Annotated in this window: 24 protein-coding genes; 1 reads left to right on the top strand and 23 read right to left on the bottom strand. The window is 48.7% G+C overall.

What is annotated here, in order from left to right; translation table 11 throughout:
- Window positions 1–51: 51 nt before the first annotated feature.
- Both N774_RS0100345 and N774_RS0100340 read right to left on the bottom strand, forming a co-directional pair.
- Window positions 52–924 (bottom strand): hypothetical protein, encoded by an 873-nt coding sequence (locus N774_RS0100345; protein ID WP_024859325.1) that lies wholly within the window; start codon window positions 922–924, stop codon window positions 52–54.
- An 11-nt stretch (window positions 925–935) separates the two neighbouring features.
- Window positions 936–1,601: a UDP-N-acetylglucosamine pyrophosphorylase gene (locus N774_RS0100340; protein WP_024859324.1), complete on the bottom strand. Its 666-nt coding sequence runs from the start codon at window positions 1,599–1,601 to the stop codon at window positions 936–938.
- A gap of 200 nt (window positions 1,602–1,801) precedes the next feature.
- On the opposite strand from N774_RS0100340, the gene N774_RS0100335 reads away from it, so the two are divergent.
- Window positions 1,802–2,704, top strand: a complete 903-nt coding sequence (locus N774_RS0100335) for an SGNH/GDSL hydrolase family protein (protein ID WP_024859323.1) — start codon at window positions 1,802–1,804, stop codon at window positions 2,702–2,704.
- 36 nt (window positions 2,705–2,740) lie between these two features.
- Here N774_RS0100335 and hisE read toward each other — a convergent pair whose 3' ends face one another.
- The 21 genes from hisE to N774_RS0100230 all read right to left on the bottom strand — a co-directional run bounded on the left by hisE (window position 2,741) and on the right by N774_RS0100230 (window position 21,903).
- Window positions 2,741–3,079 carry a phosphoribosyl-ATP diphosphatase gene (hisE, locus tag N774_RS0100330; RefSeq protein ID WP_024859322.1) on the bottom strand — a complete coding sequence of 113 codons (339 nt, stop codon included), beginning with the start codon at window positions 3,077–3,079 and terminating at the stop codon, window positions 2,741–2,743.
- A complete protein-coding gene (gene hisI / locus N774_RS0100325; protein WP_037280055.1) occupies window positions 3,079–3,429 on the bottom strand; it encodes a phosphoribosyl-AMP cyclohydrolase in 351 nt (116 codons plus the stop codon). The genes hisE and hisI overlap by 1 nt, the downstream gene beginning before the upstream one ends.
- A 2-nt stretch (window positions 3,430–3,431) precedes the next feature.
- Window positions 3,432–3,812 carry an SdpI family protein gene (locus N774_RS0100320; protein WP_024859320.1) on the bottom strand — a complete coding sequence of 127 codons (381 nt, stop codon included), beginning with the start codon at window positions 3,810–3,812 and terminating at the stop codon, window positions 3,432–3,434.
- 10 nt (window positions 3,813–3,822) lie between these two features.
- Entirely contained in the window at window positions 3,823–4,224 is a 402-nt protein-coding gene (locus tag N774_RS0100315) for a GNAT family N-acetyltransferase (RefSeq protein WP_024859319.1), read from the bottom strand.
- Window positions 4,211–4,618, bottom strand: a complete 408-nt coding sequence (locus N774_RS0100310; protein WP_024859318.1) for a cytidine deaminase family protein — start codon at window positions 4,616–4,618, stop codon at window positions 4,211–4,213. Before N774_RS0100310 ends, N774_RS0100315 begins: the two co-directional genes overlap by 14 nt.
- A 3-nt stretch (window positions 4,619–4,621) precedes the next feature.
- Window positions 4,622–5,377, bottom strand: coding sequence for an imidazole glycerol phosphate synthase subunit HisF (hisF, locus tag N774_RS0100305; protein WP_019678610.1), 756 nt, complete (start codon window positions 5,375–5,377; stop codon window positions 4,622–4,624).
- A 15-nt stretch (window positions 5,378–5,392) separates the two neighbouring features.
- Window positions 5,393–5,596, bottom strand: a complete 204-nt coding sequence (locus N774_RS0100300; protein ID WP_024859317.1) for a hypothetical protein — start codon at window positions 5,594–5,596, stop codon at window positions 5,393–5,395.
- Window position 5,597: 1 nt separating this feature from the next.
- Window positions 5,598–6,323, bottom strand: a complete 726-nt coding sequence (gene hisA / locus N774_RS0100295) for a 1-(5-phosphoribosyl)-5-[(5-phosphoribosylamino)methylideneamino]imidazole-4-carboxamide isomerase (RefSeq protein ID WP_024859316.1) — start codon at window positions 6,321–6,323, stop codon at window positions 5,598–5,600.
- A gap of 11 nt (window positions 6,324–6,334) precedes the next feature.
- Entirely contained in the window at window positions 6,335–7,021 is a 687-nt protein-coding gene (locus N774_RS0100290) for a tyrosine-protein phosphatase (protein ID WP_024859315.1), read from the bottom strand.
- 12 nt (window positions 7,022–7,033) lie between these two features.
- A complete protein-coding gene (locus tag N774_RS0100285; protein WP_024859314.1) occupies window positions 7,034–7,810 on the bottom strand; it encodes a hypothetical protein in 777 nt (258 codons plus the stop codon).
- Window positions 7,807–8,412: an imidazole glycerol phosphate synthase subunit HisH gene (gene hisH, locus N774_RS0100280; protein ID WP_024859313.1), complete on the bottom strand. Its 606-nt coding sequence runs from the start codon at window positions 8,410–8,412 to the stop codon at window positions 7,807–7,809. The genes N774_RS0100285 and hisH overlap by 4 nt, the downstream gene beginning before the upstream one ends.
- Window positions 8,412–8,993 (bottom strand): imidazoleglycerol-phosphate dehydratase HisB, encoded by a 582-nt coding sequence (gene hisB / locus N774_RS0100275; RefSeq protein WP_024859312.1) that lies wholly within the window; start codon window positions 8,991–8,993, stop codon window positions 8,412–8,414. Before hisB ends, hisH begins: the two co-directional genes overlap by 1 nt.
- Window positions 8,994–9,007: 14 nt before the next feature.
- On the bottom strand, window positions 9,008–10,066 hold the full coding sequence (locus tag N774_RS0100270; RefSeq protein WP_024859311.1) for a pyridoxal phosphate-dependent aminotransferase: 1,059 nt from the start codon (window positions 10,064–10,066) through the stop codon (window positions 9,008–9,010).
- Between the two features lie 63 nt (window positions 10,067–10,129).
- Window positions 10,130–11,419 (bottom strand): histidinol dehydrogenase, encoded by a 1,290-nt coding sequence (hisD, locus tag N774_RS0100265; RefSeq protein WP_024859310.1) that lies wholly within the window; start codon window positions 11,417–11,419, stop codon window positions 10,130–10,132.
- On the bottom strand, window positions 11,416–12,045 hold the full coding sequence (gene hisG / locus N774_RS0100260) for an ATP phosphoribosyltransferase (protein ID WP_024859309.1): 630 nt from the start codon (window positions 12,043–12,045) through the stop codon (window positions 11,416–11,418). The genes hisD and hisG overlap by 4 nt, the downstream gene beginning before the upstream one ends.
- Window positions 12,042–13,238, bottom strand: coding sequence for an ATP phosphoribosyltransferase regulatory subunit (gene hisZ, locus N774_RS0100255; protein WP_024859308.1), 1,197 nt, complete (start codon window positions 13,236–13,238; stop codon window positions 12,042–12,044). Before hisZ ends, hisG begins: the two co-directional genes overlap by 4 nt.
- Window positions 13,239–13,313: 75 nt before the next feature.
- Window positions 13,314–17,639 (bottom strand): PolC-type DNA polymerase III, encoded by a 4,326-nt coding sequence (locus N774_RS0100250; protein WP_024859307.1) that lies wholly within the window; start codon window positions 17,637–17,639, stop codon window positions 13,314–13,316.
- A 53-nt stretch (window positions 17,640–17,692) separates the two neighbouring features.
- The gene (gene ispG / locus N774_RS0100245) at window positions 17,693–18,730 is read right to left on the bottom strand and encodes a flavodoxin-dependent (E)-4-hydroxy-3-methylbut-2-enyl-diphosphate synthase (RefSeq protein ID WP_024859306.1); all 1,038 of its coding nucleotides are present in this window, start codon (window positions 18,728–18,730) and stop codon (window positions 17,693–17,695) included.
- A gap of 14 nt (window positions 18,731–18,744) precedes the next feature.
- A complete protein-coding gene (locus tag N774_RS0100240; RefSeq protein ID WP_024859305.1) occupies window positions 18,745–19,659 on the bottom strand; it encodes a ribonuclease Z in 915 nt (304 codons plus the stop codon).
- A gap of 1 nt (window position 19,660) precedes the next feature.
- Window positions 19,661–20,725: a M50 family metallopeptidase gene (locus tag N774_RS0100235; RefSeq protein WP_024859304.1), complete on the bottom strand. Its 1,065-nt coding sequence runs from the start codon at window positions 20,723–20,725 to the stop codon at window positions 19,661–19,663.
- A 26-nt stretch (window positions 20,726–20,751) separates the two neighbouring features.
- The gene (locus N774_RS0100230) at window positions 20,752–21,903 is read right to left on the bottom strand and encodes a 1-deoxy-D-xylulose-5-phosphate reductoisomerase (RefSeq protein ID WP_024859303.1); all 1,152 of its coding nucleotides are present in this window, start codon (window positions 21,901–21,903) and stop codon (window positions 20,752–20,754) included.
- Window positions 21,904–21,963: the final 60 nt, after the last annotated feature.

The raw sequence follows: 21,963 nt of genomic DNA, 5'->3' as shown, positions 1-21,963 counted from the left end.
ATTTAAAGCAAAAAAAATCAACAAAAAAGCTGCCCGAAGGCAGCTTTAATATTATTTTACTGTCAGCTCAATATTATGTCCGCCGTTTTCGCTGAAGCTTCTGCCGTCAGCCGAGAATACGCCGTCAAAGTCTATGAACTTCTTCTCATCGGGCTCTACCATCCACTCGTCGCCCTTGAAGCTTACTGTTACCCTGCCGTCGGGAGCGATATTGGTGACCTGACCCTTGCTGATGAAGCTGCACTTTTTGCCCTCCTGAGGCTCATACTCGAATATAGCCTGTATGTCGCCGTGAGTGCCGATATCCTCAACAGTAAAGCTGATATTGCTGTCTCCGCTGTCGGGGGTATATGTGCCCTTATACTCATTGGTGAGGAAGTCAAGGTCAGCACCTGCGGACTTTTTAAGGTCTATCTCATATGCGTCTGAGGTCAGAGTGCCATTTTTGACGTCAAAGATGCCTGTAAAATCGATAATATGATATGTATCAGGGTGCTTCTCCCACTGTGAGCCTGTGAAATCGACCTCGATAATGTCCTTTTTCTCGGACTTCTTTACTGTTCCCTCCATGAGATAGCTTCCCGTGGGAACACCCGGATTTGCAGGATCCTCGTGGAACGAGAACAGCGCCTGAATCTTTCCGTCATCATCTGTTCCGAACACGGAGAGATCAAGAGCGGTAAGTCCCTGATTTGCAACATATGTACCCGAATATGTATTCACCAGCTCGGGATACTCCTTCTTTGCAGCAGTAGTCGCTGCTGTAGTTGGCTGAGTTGTGGTCGTTGTGGTGGATTCTGTAGTCGTTTCGGTGGTTGCATCAAAGGGTATATAATCATCGGTATTGTTATCGGTGCAGGCAGCTGTAAAGGCAAGTCCCATAGCCGCCGCAAAAATAACAGCCGAAACAGTCTTTTTTATCATGGCGGCTCACCTCACTGCTTATGAACTATAACTCCGCCTGTTTTGTAAATGCTGTCCGAGGGTATAACTCCTCTTACGCAGCTTGTGGGGTAGATATTGGAATTTCTGCCAATAACGGTACCGGGGTTGAGTACGCTGTTGCAGCCTACCTCAACGCAGTCGCCCAGCATAGCGCCTATCTTCTTGATGCCTGTCTCAATGCGCTCATCGCCCGACTTTACGACTACATTGGTTTTGTCGGACTTTACATTGGAAGTGATAGAGCCTGCGCCCATGTGAGACTTGTAGCCAAGGATACTGTCGCCCACATAGTTATAGTGTGGTGTCTGCACGTTGTCGAAAAGGATAACGTTTTTCAGCTCCACGGAGTTGCCCACAACGCAGTTCTCACCTACCAGAGCACTGCCTCTGATGAATGCACCGTGACGAACCTCTGTATTTGCTCCGATAATGCAGGGAGCTCCGAGATATGCTGTTGAGAATACCTTTGCAGTCTTGTGTACCCACACGTTTTCAGAGGGATTGTCATACTCGTCCGCACTGAGAGTCTTTCCCAGTGTGATTATAAACTCGCTGATACCCTTGAGAGCTTCCCACGGATATGTGAACTTGCCGAGGTAATCCTTTGCAGCTGTATGAGAAAGGTCATAAAGCTCGTTTATCTTTACATTTTCCATTTTATCAGTCTCCTGTTTCACATTAAATTACAGATATAATAATTATACTCTTATGCGCTGTAAATGTCAATATCACATATACTTTTTCTGACAGTTTTTCATTTGCGCTTTACAATCATGGAAAAATATGGTAAAATATAAGTGTGCCTTTCTGAGGCACATTTACTGTGAAACACCGCGTCAAACAGGAAGTGTTGACTATGAAACATAAAATAATCGGTCTGCTGAAAAGTCCTGTGCCAGGTATGCTGATATTTCTGTCGGCAATTCTCACCTTTTCGCTAACCTCTTCTTTCGGTCAGAACGGTGACTCCGAAACGGCAGGCAAATTTGCTGTTGCCGCCGTCAGCGCTGCTGTCGAAATGGTAAACGATGAGCTGACCACCTGCCCCGTGACTACCCGCACTGCGACTACAACTGCCACGACCGTTACCACAACCGCTGCAACTACTACTTCACCCTATGAGGTCATACAGCCTGACCGCTATGCAGGCACTTCTCCCAACAGCGCTTTCTATCAGGACAGGCTTGCTGTTGCGGGAGACTCCCTTGCGCTTGGCTTCTGCTATTACGGCTTCGTCCCGAAAATGCACAGCATCGCAGGCGATTCCGTATCCATGTGGAATCTGGATTATTTCACCTTTGACCACGGAAACGGCGAGCTGGGCATGGTGGACTCCATAGAGGAAATTCGTCCGAGACTGCTTTATATCTCGGTGGGAATGAACGATGTGAACCTGAATTATCCCGATCCCTATGTGGAGCGCTACCGCGAAGTCATCAATGAGATAATAAAGCGTATGCCCGATATAAATATCGTTGTTGCGGGAATAACCCCTGTGTGCTCATACTGTAAGATCGTAAAAAACAATATTATCCGCGAGTACAATGCTGCTCTTGAAAAAATGGTCAAGGATATGGACTCCCCGCAGGTAGTCTACTTTGACACATATTCGGTGGTCTGCGATAAGGACCTTGATCTCCGCGAGGACTATACCTCCGGTGACGGCATGCACATCTATATTCCGTGCTACAATGACATACTAACCGCGCTGTTCGATTTCCTTGATACAACGGATTTCAAAAAGCGTCTTGGAGGATAAAACAAAGCCTGAGAGTTGATACTCTCAGGCTTTTTATCATGTATTCTTGTCTACCTCGTGGAACTTCTTGAGGTTGCCGATCTTCTCGTTTCTCTCGCCGAGTACTTTCTCAACGTCAGACCAGTCAAGTCCCTGATTTGCGCAGAGCACCATTACGTGATAGAGCAGGTCGTTGATCTCGTTCATTAGCTCGTCGTTGTCACCGTTCTTTGCAGCGATAACTGTCTCGGTAGCTTCCTCGCCCACCTTTTTGCAGATCTTGTCAACGCCCTTTTCAAAAAGATAGCAGGTGTAGGAATTCTCAGCAGCAGTACCGTTCTCGAACTGCTTCTTCCTCTCCTTGATGACCTCAAATATTTCCTGATATACTGTCATTATTCATTCTCCTCATTATTATATATTTCGTTGAAAAAGCAGCTGTAGCTTCCTGTGTGACAGGCAACTCCCGTCTGCTCAACATTTACAAGCAGTGTGTCATTGTCGCAGTCTCCGTATATGGATACCACCTTCTGTAAGTGTCCCGAAGTAGCCCCCTTGTTCCAGTACTCCTGACGGGAACGGCTCCAGAACCATGTATAGCCTGTTTCCAGAGTCTTTTTCAGGCTCTCCTTGTTCATATAGGCAAGCATAAGAACTGTTTTCGTGTTGACCTCGTAGCAGATCGCAGGGATAAGCTCTCCCTTTACGAAGAATTTGTCAAGGTCGTTAATGTCTATCTTTATCATATTTACTCCTTTTCCACAGGCTTTCCGTCTTTATCGAATTTACTTTTAAGTCCCATAATGGTCGTTGTTGCCGAGCAGCTCATTATAATAACGATGATAACGGCAGCAGCTGCACCGACTATGGAAGCGACCTTCTCACTGGCAAAAAACGCTGTTTCCGTAGCTGCCGCAGATAGCACAAGACCTGCTATGCCGCCTGCTATCCAGCCTTTGCCGCAGGCTTTGTTGGCATATTCCCATGTGTCCCTGCTCTTCTTGGCACTCTCCGTGAGCACTCCCATTTTCATATCATTGTCCTTGGGAGCACAGAACTTCATATAGTATCCGCCAAACAGGGCAGCTGCCGAGAATATGATATCAAGTATAAGAAAAAACCAAAGCATAGCCGTCACCTCAAGTCCACAAAGATGTTATAAACATGGGAGAAGCATCATCTGCCTCCTTAAAGCCGCAGTTCCTGTAGAAATGCAGCTCGTCATTGTAAGCAATGACAGCAATGCGCAGATAATCCCTGTAATGCTCCTTGATCATGTCCACAAGAGTGCGTCCCACGGTAAGTCCGTGATACTCGGGGTCAACGAGAAGATAATGAACATAGGCGTTCATTATGCCGTCGTCCATTGCGCATATCATACCGATGAGCTTGTCACCGTCCCATGCGCTGTAGACAGTTTTGAAGTTTTCCATTGCGATCTTGAGCTTTTCGGGGAAATGTCCCGACGACCACTCAACGGACAGGAACAGTCTTTCAAGCTCTTTTGCCGTAAAATCTTTTATATCCTTATACTCTATCATAGTCTATCCACCATTCGGGAGTTATCTCACCGAGAGTTATTACCTTGCCCTTGCTGTAGTCCAGCATTATCTCGATGTCCTTGTAGCTTGTGGGCATGAGCTGTACCATAAGCTCGCGGCAGGCTCCGCAGGGAGCGCCTTTGCCTTCTCTTGGCGATATGCACAGCACCTTGTCTATCTCCTGTTCGCCATTGGTTATCATGTTGAATATGGCGTTTCTCTCCGCACATATTCCCAGCGTAGAACAGGTATCGATACATACTCCCGTATATATCTTTCCCGACTTACTGAGCACAGCTGCCGAGACCTCGCCTGCTGTTACATAATCGGATATGCGGCGAGGATTTAGAACAGCCTTTGCCGCCGCATACATTTCCTCCCATATCTTGTCCATAACTTACCTCACGATAACGCCCTTGCCGCGGCAGTAGTCCTTGACCTCGCCCACGGTGAGCTCCTTGAAGTGGAAAAGCGAAGCCGCAAGTGCTGCGGTAGCTCCTGTCTTTTCAAACACCTCATAGAAATCGTTTATCTTTCCTGCTCCGCCGCTGGCGATAACAGGTATTGAGCAGTTGTCGCATACAGCCTTCAGCATGGGTATGTCAAAGCCCTCCTTGGTGCCGTCGGCGTCTATGGAGTTAAGGCATATCTCGCCTGCTCCAAGCTTTTCTATGGTGTGTACCCAGTCGATAAGGTCTATGCCCATATCCTTGCGTCCGCCGTTTATATAGACAGTCCACTTGTTGTCGGCTATCTTCTTGGCGTCGATACCTACGCAGATACACTGGCTGCCGAAAATGTCAGCGCCGTCCTTGATGAGCTGAGGATTCTGAACAGCCTGAGAGTTTACGGAAACCTTGTCCGCACCTGCTCTGAGAGCCTCACGTATATCGTCAACGGTCTTTATGCCGCCGCCTACTGTAAGTGGTACGAATACCTTTTTTGCCGTATCTCTTACAACGTCGAGGAAAACTCCTCTTCCCTCAAATGAAGCCGTGATATCGTAGAAAACTATCTCATCAGCTCCCTGCTTGTTGTACTCCTCGGCACACTCCACAGGGTCGCCCACATCACGGACTCCCTCAAAATTTACACCCTTTACTACCTTACCGTTACGCACGTCAAGACAAGGTATTATTCTCTTTGCAAGCATTGCTTCACTTCCTTTTTATCCGTTCTTTGCTTCTTTGTACATCCTTATTGATGAAAATACCATGACAGGCAGTGCTATAAGAACTGCTATGCCCAATATCCTCCTCAGAAAATCAGGCAGGTCTATGCCGATTATCTTGGAAAAAATAATGATAAGGGAACATATACTGCCCACCAGCAATGATATTATCCATGCCTTAGTAGGTTTTACATCGTTCATATTATTTCTCCGCATATTCAACGGCTTCTCTGAGATCCAGAGTGCCCTTATATATTGATTTTCCGCATATTGTGCCGTAAAGTCCCATTTCCTTGCAGGCGATGATGTCCTCCATGGTGTGAACTCCGCCGCTTGCAACAATATTAGCTCTGCCCTCGGTGGCGTCAGCCAGCTTTTTCAGCTGAACGCGGTTTACGCCCGAGAGAGTGCCGTCCTTGGAAATGTCCGTGAAGATGAAGTACTTCACTCCCGCTTCTATCATTTTGTCTGCAAGGTCGATGTAGTGTACGTCGGAGCTTTCCAGCCAGCCCTCTGTAGCCACCATTTCATTCATTGCGTCTATCCCAACTACTATCTTTTCGCTGCCGAACTTCTCAACGGCTTCGCGGACAAGCTTGGGATTTTTCAGCGCTACGGAGCCGAGGATAACTCTTGTGATACCCATGTCAAGGTACTCCTGAATGGTCTGTATGCTGCGGATACCGCCGCCCAGCTCTACCTTTAAGTTAGTCTTTTCGGCAACGTCCGTGTATATCTTTGTGTTGACAGGTCTGCCCTCCTTGGCACCGTCAAGGTCTACCATGTGTATCCACTGAGCGCCTGCTGCTTCAAAGCTCTTTGCAGTCTCGAGGTAATCACTTGCCACCTTTTCAACAGTGGAAAAGTCGCCCTTGAACAGTCGGACGCAGTTGCCGTCTTTAATATCTATTGCGGGGAAAATTATCATTTTTATTCTCCTTAAATAAGTTTATTTCGTATCATATCGGCATACTCAGCCGATAATCCGATAGCTTCAAAATAGCTTTCAACATTGCCGAAGCGCTCTGTGAACAGTTCAATGAAGACATTCATGCTCTTCTCATTTGCAAGCACGATATTTTTGTCCACATCGGGGTGTGCCGCCAGAAAAGCTTTCAACTTCTCCTTGTTGTACTCGCGGCTGACAACGTAGTCACTGACTATGTCATCACGGTCAGCTCCGCAAGCCATTAGTATTATTGCACTTACAACGCCCGTCCTGTCCTTGCCTGCCGTACAGTGGAAAAGAACACCTTTATCTGCTTCCGCAAGGACTTTCATCACCTTCGGCATATTTTCTGCCGCGGCTATGCTCATATATGACAGCGGAACAGCTTCAAGGCTTTCGGGAACACCGCTTCCCTCAATTATCGGAAAGTGATGATACTCAAACTCAGCCATATCCGCCAGAGTATTTGGAGTTTTAAGCCTTTCCGCTTCCGTGCGCATATCTATTACAGCAGTTATGCGATTTGAAATAAGCTTCTCAACGTCATCGGAAGTGGGATTTACAGGAACATCGCTGCGCCAGAATACGCAGTTTTTCGTCATTCCGCCGTCAGCTGTTTTGAAACCGCCAAGCTCCCTTGTATTAGCCGATGATAAAAGCAGGCTCTTATATACCATCGTCACGTTTCCTCACTTTATCTTTGCAAGTATGTCCGAATACGCCTTGTCCCAGTCCTTTTGCGGATTGTCGAGTACAATGCTTTCGATGTCAAGTCCGCGGAGTATCTCCACCTCGCGGCGCTGTCTCTCTTCAAGAGCTGATATGTAGCCGTCAAAGCCGCTGAGAGCCTGCGATCTGCCGTACTTGCCATTGCAATGATAGTCGATAACGGCATTGAGCCAGTCGTCATCACGCTCTGCGGACGCTCGCTTCACGCTGTCATACACCTCGGTGTTTCGCAGGTACACAACAAACGGCGAGAGCGTAGCGATAATGCCGCATATCTCGCGGATATAAGCTTCGGAGACAGTCACGTCAAAGCCAAAGCGCATCATTGTCTCGCACATAGGATTCTGCAAAAGCACACAGTTGAAAACAAAGCCAACATTGCAGTTCCGCGCGAAATCACGCCATTTATCAAGCATTATCGGTCGCTCTTTCTCCCATGGGAGAAAGTCATATATCTTGTATTTCAGCAGCTTTTCAAACAGTTCGCCGCTGAATGCTCCGAGCGGTACGATATACCCTCCCGACTTCCGCTTGCTCTGTGCAGCGATAAGTTCGCGCTGGGGAGCGTTAAAGCTGCCAAGGTCACTCTCCGTAAGATATGCATCGAATTCATAGTCCGCAGGGTGAGCCCCGCTGCCCTCGTCGATGAAGGTCATACCGAGCTGCTCCGCGATATATCGGGCTGTGGTGCTCTTACCGGAGCAAGGCAGCCCCTCTGCAATTATCAGCTTTCTCACCTGATAAGTCCTGCGAAGCTGCGGAGAATTTTAAGTCCTGTTTCGCCCGATTTTTCAGGGTGGAACTGTGCTCCGTAAACGTATTTGCCGTCGTAAACAAGTGCTGGAACACGTCCGCCGTACTCAACGTAAGCGGCTATATCCTTATCCTCGCAGTGAGCCTTGTAGCTGTGTACAAAGTAGACGTACTCGTTGTCGCCCACATTTTCAAGAAGCGGACAATCATTGAGCTTTTCAAGCTTGTTCCAGCCCATGTGAGGTATTATAAGCTCGGGCTCTTCCATTTTGCGGACGCTGCCGCCGATAAGTCCCAGACCGTCGCACTCCTCGAACTCGTAGCCCTTGTCGAATATGAGCTGCATACCGAGGCAAATGCCGAGGAAAGGCTTTCTTGCGGCTTCCTCCTTGATAGTGTCCACAAGTCCTGTGGCTTCAAGCTTTTTCATGGCTGCGGGAAAGGCACCCACACCGGGAAGTATAACTGCGTCCGCAGCCTTTACGGACTCCTTGTCGCTGACAAGCCTGCTTTCAAGTCCAAGGTAGTCCAGTGCATTCTTGACGCTGAAAATGTTTCCTGCGCCGTAGTCGATTATCGCTATCATCAGAGAACTCCTTTCGTGGAGAGCGTTGAGCCGTCCTTGTTCTCGGTAACGGCTGTTTTCAGTGCGTGTGCAACTGCCTTGTAGACAGCCTCTGCCTTGTGGTGGTCATTGCTGCCATAGAGCAGATTGATGTGCAGGGTCATGCCCGAATTGAACGCAAATGCACGGAAGAACTCCTCCGTCATGCAGAGGTCGTACTCGCCGCAGCTCTGATTTGTAAAGTCGCAGTTGAACACAAGGAAGGGTCTGTTGCTCAGGTCGAGACTTGCCATTGCAAGGGACTCGTCCATAGGGATATAAGCCGTACCGTAGCGGACTATGCCAGCCTTTGTACCGAGAGCCTGTCCCAGTGCCTGTCCCAGAGCGATACCTGTGTCCTCGATTGTGTGGTGGCAGTCAACGTGCAGGTCTCCCCTGACCTTGACAGTCATGCTGATACCGCTGTGTACAGACAGAGCTGTGAGCATGTGGTCGAAAAACCCAATGCCCGTGTCGATGTCAGCCTTACCCTTTTCGTCAAGAGATACGGATATCTTGATCTGAGTTTCCTTGGTAACTCTTTCTATTTCAGCCTTGCGCATTGCAGCCGCCTCCTTTATTTACTGAAGTATTTTTCAAGCACTTCCATAAAGCGCTTGTTTTCCTCTGCGCTTCCGGTTGTTATACGGATAAAGCCCTTGAACTTTCTTATTGCTATTGAATTGTCCAGCATGAACTTGTATATCTTTTCAAACTCGTCTGTCTTGATAAATACGAAGTTGGTGCATGGCTCGTAAACCTTTTCAAAGCAGCCGTACTTCTTATCAAGTGCAGCGATATCAGCATATAGCTTCTTTGTATTGGCAACTATAATGTCGCGGCACTCTTTCAGGTACTCCTTTTCGCTGAGTATATCAGCGACTATGGTCTGTGCAACCGTATCATTGTTGTATGGAGACTTTGCTGCACGGATAGCATTTGTGATAGTCTTATTTGCAACTGCAAAGCCGAATCTTACAGCAGCCATGCCGATAGCCTTCGAGCAGGTCTTGAGGATAATGAGATTGCTGTAATTATCCACCTCTGAAAGTACTGACTGATCCCAGAAGTCCATGTAGGCTTCATCAAGGATAACCAACACATCTTCAAGTGACTCGATTATCTTTCTGACAGCAGCCCTGTCCAGTCCAAGAGAAGTGGGGTTGCAGGGGTTCGAGAAGATAAGCCCTTTTGCGCCCTTTTCCTTACAGAAAGCAATGAGCTTGTCAACGTCGATAGTAAGGTCTGCTTCTTTCTGATAGGTCTCCACATTTACCTCATAGAGCTGTGCGTAGAACTCATACATGGAGAAGTCGTGGGATACATTCACGATAGTGTCCCCTGCTTCAAAGAAGCAGCCCTCGATAATGCTTATGAGCTCGTCGGAGCCGTTGCCTGCACTGATAAGCTCCTCGGGTATATTGTAGAGCTCCGAAAAAGCCTTTGTGGGAGCTTTTGCAAGGCAGTCGGGATAGCGGTTGAAGTCTATCTGCGAAATGCTTCTGCCTATCTTTGCTTTGAGCTCATCGTTGAGGTTGAAGCAGCTCTCGTTAGCGTCAAGTCGTATGTCGTAGTGTCCCGTTATGGGATCGTAGGGCACTAAATTTACCAGCTTTTTGTTCAGTTTGTAACTCATGATTTATCCTTTCCGAAAAACGCCTATAGGGCAGCCGTTTTCCAAGCCGCCCCATTGCGTGATTCAGTCTTCAAATCTTACCTTTATAGCATTAGCGTGAGCGGTAAGTCCCTCGCGCTCTGCGATAAGAACGATGTCGTCCTTTGCCTGTCTGAGAGCGTCCTCAGTGTAGTAGGTATAAGCAGTACGCTTTGTGAAGCTTGCTACGCCAAGGGGCGAGAAGAAACGAGCAGTACCGCTTGTGGGCAGGACGTGGTTAGGTCCTGCGTAGTAGTCGCCGAGAGGCTCGGAAGCATAGTGACCGAGGAATATAGAGCCTGCATTGTCAAGGCTTCCAAGAAGCTCGAATGGATTCTCCATGAGAACTTCAAGGTGCTCGGGAGCTATCTCGTTTGCCAGTTCAACGCACTTCTCACGGCTGTCAGCGATGATAACTGCGCCGTAATCCTCCAGTGACTTCTCGATGATAGACTTTCTGGAGAGATATTCCTTCTGGCGGTCTATCTCCTTTATCGTATCGTCAGCAAGCTTTTCGCTTGTTGTTACCATAATTGCGGAAGCAAGCACATCGTGCTCTGCCTGTGACATAAGGTCTGCCGCAGCGAACTTTGGATTTGCGCTGTCGTCAGCAATAACCAGTATCTCGCTGGGACCTGCTATCATGTCGATATCAACAACGCCGTAGAGCAGCTTCTTTGCAGTAGCTACATAAATGTTTCCGGGGCCTACTATCTTGTCGCACTTTGGTATCTCCTCAGTGCCGTAAGCAAGTGCAGCAATAGCCTGTGCGCCGCCTGAAAGGAACACTCTGTCCACGCCGCAGATAGCAGCTGCAACAAGGATATCCTTGTTGGGAGTACCGTCCTTCAGCGGAGGAGTTACCATGATTATCTCCTTGACGCCTGCGATTTTAGCAGGGATAGCATTCATAAGAACGCTTGACGGATATGCAGCTGTACCGCCGGGAACATAGAGACCTACCCTGTGCAGTCCGCGGACACGCTGTCCCATGATAACGCCGTTCTCCTTGGGAGAGATAAAGCTCTGCTCCACCTGTCGCTGGTGGAAATCAGCAATGTTCTCCTGTGCGTTGAGGAGTGCGTCAACCAACTCCTGATCTGCCTCTGTGAGAGCATCGTTGATGACCTCACGGGGTACTTCGTAATACTGTGGAAGATTGCCGTCAAATTTAAGGGTATAGCCCTTTACAGCCTCGTCGCCCTTTTCCTTGACGTTCTCGATTATTTCGGAAACGACCTCTGTGACCTTTTTATTGGTCTCGCCGCTTCTCTTTTTCAGGTCGCTGAGGAAAGCAACTTCGTCAGTGCCGTTTGCAAATATTTTCTTCATCAGAGATTCTCCTCTATAAGTGTGATAAGTCTGTCTATTTCAGCGTGTCTCATTTTGAGACTAACAGTGTTTGCAATAAGTCTTGCGGAGATAGGTGCAACGTCCTCAATTACCTCAAGTCCGTTTTCTTTGAGAGTAGTACCTGTCTCAACTATATCAACGATACCGTCTGCAAGCTCAAGGAGCGGTGCAAGCTCAACAGAGCCCTCTATCTTGATTATCTCGGTATCCATGCCCTTCTTCTCGAAGAAGCTTCTTGCCACGTTGGGGTACTTTGTGGCGATAGTTTTTATGCCGTAGCCGCTGTAGAAGTCGTAGCCCTTCTTTGTTGCAAGAGCGAACTTGCACTTTCCGAAGCCAAGGTCAACAAGCTCATAGAACTTGCCCTTCATCTCCATGATAGTGTCCTTGCCAACAACGCCCATGTCGCACACGCCGTGCTCAACATAGGTGATAACATCGTTTGCCTTTGCGAGAACTACTTCAAGATTTGCGTCAGGTACAGGAAGTATGAGCTTTCTGCCCTTTTCGCGTACAGCTGTACAGTCAAATCCAAGCTTTTCAAGGAGATCTACTGTGTCCTTTTCAAGTCTGCCCTTTGTAAGAGCCATTCTTATAGGCTTGTTCATATGTTTACCTCCTTGCTCTCGCCGTCGATAACTACTACCTTTGCTATCTTCTTCTCCATTGCGTACTCACGGACGCTTTCAAGGTCGTCGAAGAGAGCATTCTCAACTACCAGTCCCTGCTCGCGAAGCTCGCTTGCAGCCTTGAGAGCAGCTACCTCGCAGCCCTCCTCGGCATATACGATAACGTCAGCCTTTGGCTCGGCAGGAAGCACGTCGCTCTTTTCCATGAGCTTTGCAACAGCGTTGATGTTTACAGCAAAGCCGATAGCGGGAACGTCATAGCCGAACTCGGAGATAAGCTTGTCGTAGCGTCCGCCCGAGAGTACCTCCTCGCCGTGTCCCTGTAAATATCCCTTTATGATAAGACCTGTGTAGTAGTCGGTCTTGTTTACAAGTCCAAGGTCAACGGTGATAGAACCGTCGCCGCCGCAGAGCTCGGAAGCGTCTGCGTATACCTCTCTCAGCTCGTCAAGGATACGCTTGATATTGTCGTCGGGCATGAGCTCCTCAGCCTTTTCAAATACCTCCTCGCCGCCAAAGAGCGCGGGAAGCTTTTTAAGCGCATTTGTAACGGCTGAATTGCCGAAGCTGTCCAGCAGATCGTTGAGAGCGGGGAAATTCTTGTTCTCGATGAGCTTTCTTATGCTCTCCTTGTCCTTTTCGGAAGCGTCAAGCTTGCTGACAAGCTCCTTGAATATGCCTATATGACCAAGTTCAAGGGAGAACTCCATGCCGAAGGAGCTGAGTGAATCAACTGCTGTTGATATAACTTCAAGATCGGCTATTTTCAGCTGTGAGCCTATAAGCTCGATACCTGCCTGAACTACCTCGTCGCTTCTGCCCTTTAATGAGGGCTCTGTGGTGTATACAGCCTGAGCGTAGCAGAGCTTCAGAGGAAGGTCTGCGTCTCTGAGACGTGTTGCCACTATTCTTGCGATAGGCATTGTGGTATCGGGACGCATGACCAGGAGCCTGCCCTTGCTGTCAGTGAGCTTGTACAGGTTCTCCTGGGGAAAATAGCGTGAATTAAGGTTGAATACGTCAAAGAACTCCAGACCGGGAGTAATAGTCTCGCTGTAGCCGCGGCTCCTGAAAATTCTCATGAGAGTATTCTCTATATTTCGTCTTACTATGCACTCTCCGAAGAGCAGGTCCTTTGTGCCCTCGGGAGTGATAAGGTCATAATTTTTCATCAGTAACCTCCTTGGTCAAACACTTTAGTCTGCTAACATGATAATATGATAACATATTACTACAGAAAAGTCAAGTTAAAAGAACGACATTTGAGTGGATTCGGGTAAATCACCAAACGCCCCTATACTTTTCAACATATCTATTGTTGTTTTTGACGCTCCGCTTTCGGACTGGAATTCCTCGATAGACATGAATCCGCCCTTCTGCACAGCCTCGTAAATGCCCTTTGCAGCGTTGTCTCCGACGCCGCTCATAGCCGAGAACGGTATCCTCAGCTTGCCGTCCTCAACAAGGTAGTCCGTAGCATGGGACTTGAACAGGTCAATGGGCAGAAACTCATAGCCTCTGGACATCATTTCGTTTGTAATGAGCAGGATATCGTAGAGAGCGCTGTCCTTGTTGGTCTTGTCGTTGCCCAGAGCCTTTATCTCCTCTATCTTGGCACGGACTGCACCAATGCCCTTTACAGCCAGCTCCGCGTCAAAGTCTTCACCTCTTACGGAGAAGTATGTGGCGTAATACTCCAGCGGCATATGGAGCTTGAACCAGCCCAGCTTTATAGCCGCGATAACGTAAGCAGCCGCGTGGGCTTTCGGGAACATGTACTTTATCTTCAGACAGCTCTCGATGTACCACTCAGGTACATTATGGTCGCGGAGCATCTGTATTATTTCGGGTGTGAACTGCTTGGGAGCTTTGCCCTTACGTGTCCACTCCATTATCTGGAACGCCATTTTCGGCTCGACGCCCTTATATAAAAGGTAGGTCATAATTGAGTCACGGGTTCCGATAACGTCGGAAATGGTACATACGCCGTTATCTATAAGGTCTTTCGCATTGCCCAGCCAAACGTCGGTACCGTGTGAAAGTCCCGATATTTGCAGGAAGTCGCTGAACTTTGTGGGCTTAGCGTCCAGAAGCATCTGTATGGTAAAGCCCGTACCCATTTCAGGTATGCCGAGACTTCCCGTCTTGCAGTAGATGTCCTCGGGAGTAACTCCCAGCACATCGCAGTTGGTACACATACGGATAACATCGGGGTCAGATGTGGGAACGTCCTTTATCTTGATGCCCGTAAGGTCTTCAAGGTGCTTGTACAGCGTAGGAACAACGTGTCCAAGCTCGTCAAGCTTCAGTATGGTATCATGGAGAGAATTGAAGGTGAAGTGAGTGGTGATTATCTCCGAATCCGCGGTGTCGGCAGGGTGCTGAACTGGTGTGAAGTCGTAAACGTCGTAATCCGATGGCACAACGACCATTCCGCCCGGGTGCTGTCCTGTAGTTCTTTTGATACCTGTACAGCCGATAGCGAGACGGCTCATTTCCGCATTGTTAAGAGTGATGCCGTTCTCCTCGCAGTACTTCTTAACGTAGCCGTAGGCGGTCTTTTCAGCAACAACGGAAATAGTTCCCGCCTTGAACACGTTGGATTTTCCGAAGAGCTTCTCCGTATAGCGGTGAGCCCAGAACTGATACTCATCGGAGAAGTTAAGGTCGATATCAGGCGCTTTATCGCCGTCGAAGCCGAGGAAGGTCTCGAATGGTATATCGTGTCCGTCACGGTTCATGTCCTTGCCGCAGTCGGGACACTTCTTTGGCGGCAGGTCAAAGCCCGAGCCGTAAACACCGTCCAGCAGGAACTCACTGTGCTTGCAGTTGGGGCATACATAATGGGGCGGAAGCGGATTTACCTCTGAGATACCCGCCATAGAAGCCACGAAAGAGGAACCGACAGAACCTCGGGAACCTACAAGGTAGCCGTTCTCAACGGAGTTCCACACAAGCTTCTGAGCGATGATATACAGCACGGAGAAACCGTGCTTGATGATTGACGAAAGCTCTCTGTCAAGGCGCTTGTCAACCAGCTCTGGCAGCGGATCGCCGTATATCTCATGAGCCTTGTCGTGAGTTATCTTAACAAGCTCCTCCTCCGCCCCCTCAATGGTGGGAGTAAAAGTGCCCTTTGGTATAGGTCTTACGACTTCGATCTGATCGGCAATGGCATTGGTATTGGTGATGACTACTTCCTTAGCCTTGTCCTCGCCCAGATACATGAATTCCGCCATCATTTCCTCGGTAGTTCTCAGATACAGCGGAGCCTGCTCCTCTGCGTCCTTGAAGCCCATGCTGGCAAGGATTATCTTACGGTAGATTGCGTCCTTGGGATCCATGAAATGCACATCGCAGGTAGCACAGGTAGGTATGCCAAGTCTGTCACCCATTTCAACTATATAGCGGTTGAAATCTCGTAGCTCCTCATCGTCCTTTGCCACGCCGTCACGGACCATGAACGCGTTATTGCCGATAGGCTGTATCTCAAGATAATCGTAGAACCTCGCCATATTGTCGATGTAGTCCTGATCGCGTATATCCAGCATAGCCTGAAATAGCTCGCCTGCCTCACAGGCGCTTCCGTAGATAAGTCCCTCGCGGTGCTCGATGAGCTTTGATTTCGGTATAAGGGGCTTCTTGTAGAAGTATTCAAGGTTGCTGAGTGAAACAAGTCTGTAGAGATTTTTCAGACCTGCCTGATTTCTTACAAGTATGATGAAGTGGTAGCTTTTCAGCTTCTTTGTCTCTATTTCTTCAACAAGGGTATTGAGCTGCTGCACGGACTTGAAGCTTCTTTCACTTTTCAGTCTGCCAATAAGCTCAATGAATATCTTTGCCAGCATAAGAGCGTCGTCTGAGGCTCTGTGATGGTCGAATTTTCCTAATTTCAGCTGCTTTGCCACAAGGTTCAGCTTATGGCGTCCCATTTCGGGAAGCATGGACTGACACATTACAAGAGTGTCCACCCATGTATATTCAAAATCAATGTTCTGACGCTTGCAGACCTGATTTATCATATTGGTATCGTAGCGTGCGTTATGAGCCACAAGAACAGGCTTATCTCCGCAGAACTCCATGAACATGCGAAGCGCTTCTGCCTCGTCGGGAGCGTTTGCAACGTCTGCGTCGCTTATGCCTGTGAGCTCGGTTATCCTCTCGGGGATATGAAATCCCGGGTTGACTTTTGTATTGAAGTCATCGACAACCTGCATATTTTTAAGCTTTACCGCACCTATCTCGGTGAGGCGGTCATTGCGGAAGCTCAGTCCCGTAGTCTCAACGTCGAATACTATTATCTCGTCGTCAAATGAGCGGTCATCACTGCCGTAGACTGCCATATCCCGCTCTATATCGTTGACGATATATGCCTCCATGCCATAGATGACCTTGAAGTTCTTGGGCATATTATACATACAGTCCGGGAAAGCCTGCACATTGCCGTGGTCGGTTATAGCCATAGCCTGATGTCCCCAGCTTGCCGCCCTGTTGATAAGAGCAACGGGGTCTGTTACGGCGTCCATAGCGGACATATTGCTGTGGCAGTGAAGCTCAACACGCTTCTCGGGATAGTTGTCCATTTTGGGGATACGCTTTACCTTTATGAGAGAATTCGCGGATATAACGATATCTCTTGCGTAGGAGTCATAGTCCAGCTTGCCCGATACAAGGAGAGTTGCCCCACTCTTTATGGAGCCCAGCTTCATCTCCTCGACCTCTTCGTTCTTTGCGAATATCTTTACTTTCAGTGAGCCGCTGTAGTCGGTAATATCATAGGTGACAACGGTCTTTTCGTTGCGGACTTCTTTGAGCTCAGACGCAAAAACATCGCCTACAACAACCACCTTGTCTCCGAGACGCTGTACCGCTTCACATATGGATATGGGCTTTTCGCGGATAGCTCTGCCCTTGACTATCTCTGCTGACTCAGCGTCGAAGTCCTTATCAAGAGCCGTAACGTCAAGTGTGGCTGTTGGGATAACGGACTTCATTTCCTCAGTCTTTATCTCGTCGGGAGTCTTGTCGGGTATGAGCTGATTGCTGTAATCGGGCATATCAGCTTCGATACGCTCTATCATCTCGTCGTACTGCTCAACGCTCACCGAGGTATCGCCGTCAAGGACTACCTTGACTCTCACGCCGAACTGGTTGTATATCATTCGTGAAAAGCCCGTGCAGAAATTGAACTTGTCCAGTATATCTCTTCCGCCGTGGACTATCCTTATGCGGAGTTCCCCGTTTCCGAGAGACACGTCCGCATCATCAAGGAAGCCGTTGACTACAGGGATATCGCGCTTCAGCAGCTTCAAAAGCTCGCCGTAGCACTCCATGCCGAACTTCTCGGAGGGATAACGGCAGGCAAGTCTCACCTGCTCCACCTTTATGGCAGTCTCAACTGCTTTTTCAAACGCGAATATATCATCGCTTGGGACTACCTCGTCAAAACGTGCATGGAAGCGGATATTTTCAAGATTTTCACTGTATGTAAGCTTGAATATCTCGCCGCTGAGCACGCTCTCGGGCAGTTCAGATGTATATTCCCTGAGAAATTCGGATATTTTGACCTGCATTTTAAAACTCCCTGCTGAAAGAATAATTTAAATATACACTTTGGAAAGGACTATCAGAGCTTGTCTATCTCTGCAAGAAGCTCGGGAACGATGTCCTCTTCCTTTATCTTGCGCTGTGAGCCGTCCTTTTTGAAGATGATAGCACAGCCCTCGCCGCCTGCGATCCCCACATCGGCTTCACGGGCTTCTCCGGGGCCGTTGACTATACAGCCCATAACCGCTACTGTTATGTCTTTGTCCATGTCCTTGACCGCTTCTTCCACCTTTTTGGCAGCTCCCACAAGATCGATACGTGTTCTGCCGCAGGTAGGACAGGATACTATCCTTACGCCGCCACGCTTGCCGATACTCTTTAGTATATCCTTGGCAGCTGCTATCTCGCGGATAGGGTCATCGGTAAGGGATACACGGATAGTCTCGCCGATACCGTCGCAGAGCAGCGAGCCGATACCGATAGCGGACTTGATAAGTCCCATTCTCTCAGTACCTGCCTCGGTAACGCCCAGGTGGAGAGGATAATTGCACTTCTGAGCGGCAAGCCTGTATGAAGCTATCATCTTGTTTACGTCCGAGGACTTTATAGAAATAACGATATCGTTGAAGTCGAAATGCTCCAGCATAGCAGCGTGTCCCATAGCGCTCTCAACAAGAGCTTCAGGTGTCGGAGAGCCGTACTTTGCAAGTATCTCCTTTTCAAGAGAGCCCGAATTAACGCCGATTCGGATAGGCAGATTCCTTGCACGGCAGGCATCAACTACAGCCTTTACTCTGTCCATGCCGCCGATATTTCCCGGGTTTATGCGTATCTTGTCAACTCCTGCTGCTGCTGACTCGATAGCCAGCTTGTAGTCGAAATGTATATCCGCAACGAGAGGTATCTTCACTGCTTCCTTGATAGCAGGTATAAGCTTTACAGCTTCCATGTTGGGAATAGCTGCGCGGATTATCTCGCAGCCTGCCTTTTCAAGCTCAACAGCCTGCTTTACGCTGCCCTCGATATCGTCCGAGCGCATGTTCAGCATGGACTGAATGTATATATGTTTTCCGTCGAGGACGCAGTCCCCTACCTTAACAGGTCTGACATTTCTCATAATACTTCTCCTAATCATAATGTTATTTTAGCTCCGTCCTCAGTAACAGTGACCTGTGGGAATATCTCACGAAGCTCCTCCTCATAAACTGAGGGCTCCTTTTCCGCAGGGCTGTAATGGGTGAGCCACAGCCGCTTCACATTTGCTGCCGCCGCTATACTGCAGGCGTCCTGCATGAGCATATGGCATTTCTCGTTCATGGACTCCTTTTTGTCGGAGCTTCCGTACATACCCTCGCATATAAAAAGGTCGGAGCTCTCGGCAAGATCTTTCAGCTCCGCTATGGGAAGAGTATCAGTCGTATAGGTTATCTTTATGGGAGGGCGCTTTTCTCCCGTAACAGCCTCGGGAGCAATGCTCCTGCCGTCACTGAGTGTCACTGTCTCCCCTGCGTGAAGCCGTTTCCAGTACTCCACGGGGATACCAAGAGCTTTGGCGTTCTGTGGCTGAAACTCAGGCTTTCTTTCAAGTGAAAGGCTGTAGCCGAGACAGGATACCCTGTGGGAAAGGGGCAGAGTCCTTATTTTCAGCATTGGGTCTATCATCTCAGCCGCGAACTCATAAGGCTTATCCTCGGGAAGTCCGTGGAGCCTTACCTCATAGGGCAGAGCACCGCAGACGCTCATAAGGCTGCCTATTACGGACAGGCAGCTCTCGGGAGCAGCTATATCAAGGGGCTCGGTGCGGGAGCTGTTTCCAATGGAGAGCAGCAGTCCCGGAAGTCCCGTAACGTGGTCTGCATGGCAGTGAGTAATGAGCAGAAGCTCTATCTTACTCATTTTCAGCCCGTGCTTTGCAATGGCTACCTGTGTGCCCTCGCCGCAGTCGATAAGGACTGCCTTTCCGTTGTATTCGGCATACAGGCTGGTAAGGAATCTGTCCTTTAAGGGCAGCATCCCGCCTGTTCCCAATAAGCAGATATCAGGCATCTTATCCTCCTGTAATAAGTCTTGCTATATCGTTGTAGGTTGCGAATATCATAACTCCGAAGAGGAGCACCATGCCTGCAAGGTGAACGTAGCCCTCATGCTCTGGCTTTACGGGCTTGCGGCGTATGAGCTCGATGAAGCAGAAGAGAAGACGTCCGCCGTCAAGTCCGGGTATAGGAAGAAGATTGAATATACCAACGTTGATGGTGATAAGGGCTGTCATATAGATTATCTTGTAGATAGCGTCAGCAATGGACTCATTGTCCTTGGTCTGCTCGCTGATAGCTGTTACGACACCTACAGGTCCCGATACATCTTCCTTATTGAGCTGTCCTGTCATCATCTGTTTCAGTGAAAGACCGACAATATGGCTCATGGACATGAATATGTCTCCCGAGCCCTTTATTACAGTAAGAGGATTCTTATCCTTGTATACAACGCCGAAGTCGATAACTCCGCCGCCCTCAGCCTTATCCTCGAAGAACACATCATTGAGTGTAAGCCTTTTGCCGTCACGCTTTACGACCACCTTGTGTCCCTCATTGCTTGTTATTGAATCAAAGATATAGTTCAGGTCGAGAGTGCTGTATATCCTTGTACCGTCAATAGAAATAAGCTTGTCACCGTGACGAAGTCCGGACTCATAGCTTGCGGCAAAATATGTCACTGTGCCGTCATCGTTGCGCTGACCGCTGAAACCCTTTATAGTAGTTGTGGGTACCTGATCCATCATGCAGACAAGTATCATCAGCATAACGATCCCAAGTACAAAGTTCATTGCAGCTCCTGCCACAAGGACTACCATACGCTTCCAGAGCTTTGCATTTCGGAAGCTTCTCGGGTCGCTGTTGGTGGCGTCCTCGCCCTCCATTGCGCAGTAGCCGCCTATAGGCAGAGCTCTCAGAGAATACTTGGTCTCGCCCTTATGCTTCTGGAGAAGCTTGGGACCCATACCCACAGAGAACTCCAGCACCTTTATGCCGCTGAGCTTAGCGCATATAAAATGTCCGAATTCATGGACTGTAACTATCAGTCCGAATATAAGTATCGCAATAATAATACCCATGTTGCCTGTTCCTTTCTTAATGCAGCTTATTTCGCTGCGATGCGCTCCCTTACGTATGCTCTTGCCGCAGTATCGGCTTTCATAACGTCATCGTAGCTCTTTATCTCCGAGGGCTCGAACTTATCAAGCACCGATGATACGGTCTCGCCTATCTCTATGAAGCTTATCTCGTCATGGAGAAATGCCTTGACTGCTTCCTCGTTGGCTGAATTTACCAGACAGGGATAAGCTCCGCCCCGCCTGATAGCCTCGATAGCCGCAGACAGACACTTGAATGTGTCGTAGTCGGGCTTCTCAAAGGTGAGCTTTCCATAGTCTGTAAGAGAAAGTCTTCCCGTAGGACAGCTCATGCGGTTCGGATAGAGCAGAGCATACTGTATCGGTATTTTCATATCGGGAACGCCCATCTGAGCAATTACGGAGTAGTCGTTGTACTCAACTGCTGAGTGGACTACGCTCTGGCGGTGTACCACGATCTCTATCTGTTCGGGAGCAAGGTCAAAGAGCCATTTCGCCTCAATGAATTCAAGTCCCTTGTTCATAAGTGTAGCAGAGTCGATGGTGATTTTATTGCCCATCTCCCAGTTGGGGTGGTGGAGAGCCTGAGCCTTTGTTACATTTTTAAGCTCGTCGTAGCTCCTGCCGAAGAAGGGGCCTCCCGAAGCCGTAAGGATTATCTTGCTGAGCTGCTCCCGCTTGTTGCCCTGTAAGCACTGGAATATAGCCGAGTGCTCGCTGTCAACGGGATAGATCTTCACGCCCTTTTTCGCAGCTGCGTCCATTACCAGCTCGCCGCCTGCCACAAGGGTCTCCTTGTTTGCAAGGGCAAGGTCCTTGCCTGCGTCAATGGCTGTAAGAGTGGGCAGAAGTCCCACCATACCCACAACGGAATTGAGAATGATATCAGCTTCGTCAAGAGAAGCCAGCCTGCAAAGTCCCTCCATGCCGCTGTAGAGCTTTACATCGAGGTCGGAGATTCGGCGTTTCAGTTCGCCGTACTTCTCCTCGTTGTAGATACATGCATAGGCAGGACGAAAACGTCTTATCTGCTGCTCAAGAGCTTCAATGCTACTGTGTGCGGCAAGTGCTGCGACCCTGAGTCCGTGCTTCTCGCAGACCTCTAATGACTGCGTACCGATAGAGCCTGTGGAACCAAGTATCGACACTGTTTTATTCATTATATTTTCCCCTTTTCGCGGAAATAACTTCCCGATTGATATTAAGACAAAAGTCCTTTA

Origin of the sequence: Ruminococcus flavefaciens AE3010 (assembly GCF_000526795.1) — a bacterium.
Lineage (GTDB): Bacteria > Bacillota > Clostridia > Oscillospirales > Ruminococcaceae > Ruminococcus > Ruminococcus flavefaciens_D.
Note: the sequence above shows the minus strand (reverse complement) of the source record. Positions and strands in the feature narration are given on the sequence as shown.

What these genes read in the sequence shown, in the direction of transcription:
- N774_RS0100345 (WP_024859325.1), bottom strand. Translation starts at nt 924, where the DNA reads ATGATAAAAAAGACTGTTTCGGCTGTTATTTTTGCGGCGGCTATGGGA.
- N774_RS0100340 (WP_024859324.1), bottom strand. Translation starts at nt 1,601, where the DNA reads ATGGAAAATGTAAAGATAAACGAGCTTTATGACCTTTCTCATACAGCT.
- N774_RS0100335 (WP_024859323.1), top strand. Translation starts at nt 1,802, where the DNA reads ATGAAACATAAAATAATCGGTCTGCTGAAAAGTCCTGTGCCAGGTATG.
- hisE (WP_024859322.1), bottom strand. Translation starts at nt 3,079, where the DNA reads ATGACAGTATATCAGGAAATATTTGAGGTCATCAAGGAGAGGAAGAAG.
- hisI (WP_037280055.1), bottom strand. Translation starts at nt 3,429, where the DNA reads ATGATAAAGATAGACATTAACGACCTTGACAAATTCTTCGTAAAGGGA.
- N774_RS0100320 (WP_024859320.1), bottom strand. Translation starts at nt 3,812, where the DNA reads ATGCTTTGGTTTTTTCTTATACTTGATATCATATTCTCGGCAGCTGCC.
- N774_RS0100315 (WP_024859319.1), bottom strand. Translation starts at nt 4,224, where the DNA reads ATGATAGAGTATAAGGATATAAAAGATTTTACGGCAAAAGAGCTTGAA.
- N774_RS0100310 (WP_024859318.1), bottom strand. Translation starts at nt 4,618, where the DNA reads ATGGACAAGATATGGGAGGAAATGTATGCGGCGGCAAAGGCTGTTCTA.
- hisF (WP_019678610.1), bottom strand. Translation starts at nt 5,377, where the DNA reads ATGCTTGCAAAGAGAATAATACCTTGTCTTGACGTGCGTAACGGTAAG.
- N774_RS0100300 (WP_024859317.1), bottom strand. Translation starts at nt 5,596, where the DNA reads ATGAACGATGTAAAACCTACTAAGGCATGGATAATATCATTGCTGGTG.
- hisA (WP_024859316.1), bottom strand. Translation starts at nt 6,323, where the DNA reads ATGATAATTTTCCCCGCAATAGATATTAAAGACGGCAACTGCGTCCGA.
- N774_RS0100290 (WP_024859315.1), bottom strand. Translation starts at nt 7,021, where the DNA reads ATGGTATATAAGAGCCTGCTTTTATCATCGGCTAATACAAGGGAGCTT.
- hisH (WP_024859313.1), bottom strand. Translation starts at nt 8,412, where the DNA reads ATGATAGCGATAATCGACTACGGCGCAGGAAACATTTTCAGCGTCAAG.
- hisB (WP_024859312.1), bottom strand. Translation starts at nt 8,993, where the DNA reads ATGCGCAAGGCTGAAATAGAAAGAGTTACCAAGGAAACTCAGATCAAG.
- N774_RS0100270 (WP_024859311.1), bottom strand. Translation starts at nt 10,066, where the DNA reads ATGAGTTACAAACTGAACAAAAAGCTGGTAAATTTAGTGCCCTACGAT.
- hisG (WP_024859309.1), bottom strand. Translation starts at nt 12,045, where the DNA reads ATGAACAAGCCTATAAGAATGGCTCTTACAAAGGGCAGACTTGAAAAG.
- hisZ (WP_024859308.1), bottom strand. Translation starts at nt 13,238, where the DNA reads ATGAAAAATTATGACCTTATCACTCCCGAGGGCACAAAGGACCTGCTC.
- N774_RS0100250 (WP_024859307.1), bottom strand. Translation starts at nt 17,639, where the DNA reads ATGCAGGTCAAAATATCCGAATTTCTCAGGGAATATACATCTGAACTG.
- ispG (WP_024859306.1), bottom strand. Translation starts at nt 18,730, where the DNA reads ATGAGAAATGTCAGACCTGTTAAGGTAGGGGACTGCGTCCTCGACGGA.
- N774_RS0100240 (WP_024859305.1), bottom strand. Translation starts at nt 19,659, where the DNA reads ATGCCTGATATCTGCTTATTGGGAACAGGCGGGATGCTGCCCTTAAAG.
- N774_RS0100235 (WP_024859304.1), bottom strand. Translation starts at nt 20,725, where the DNA reads ATGGGTATTATTATTGCGATACTTATATTCGGACTGATAGTTACAGTC.
- N774_RS0100230 (WP_024859303.1), bottom strand. Translation starts at nt 21,903, where the DNA reads ATGAATAAAACAGTGTCGATACTTGGTTCCACAGGCTCTATCGGTACG.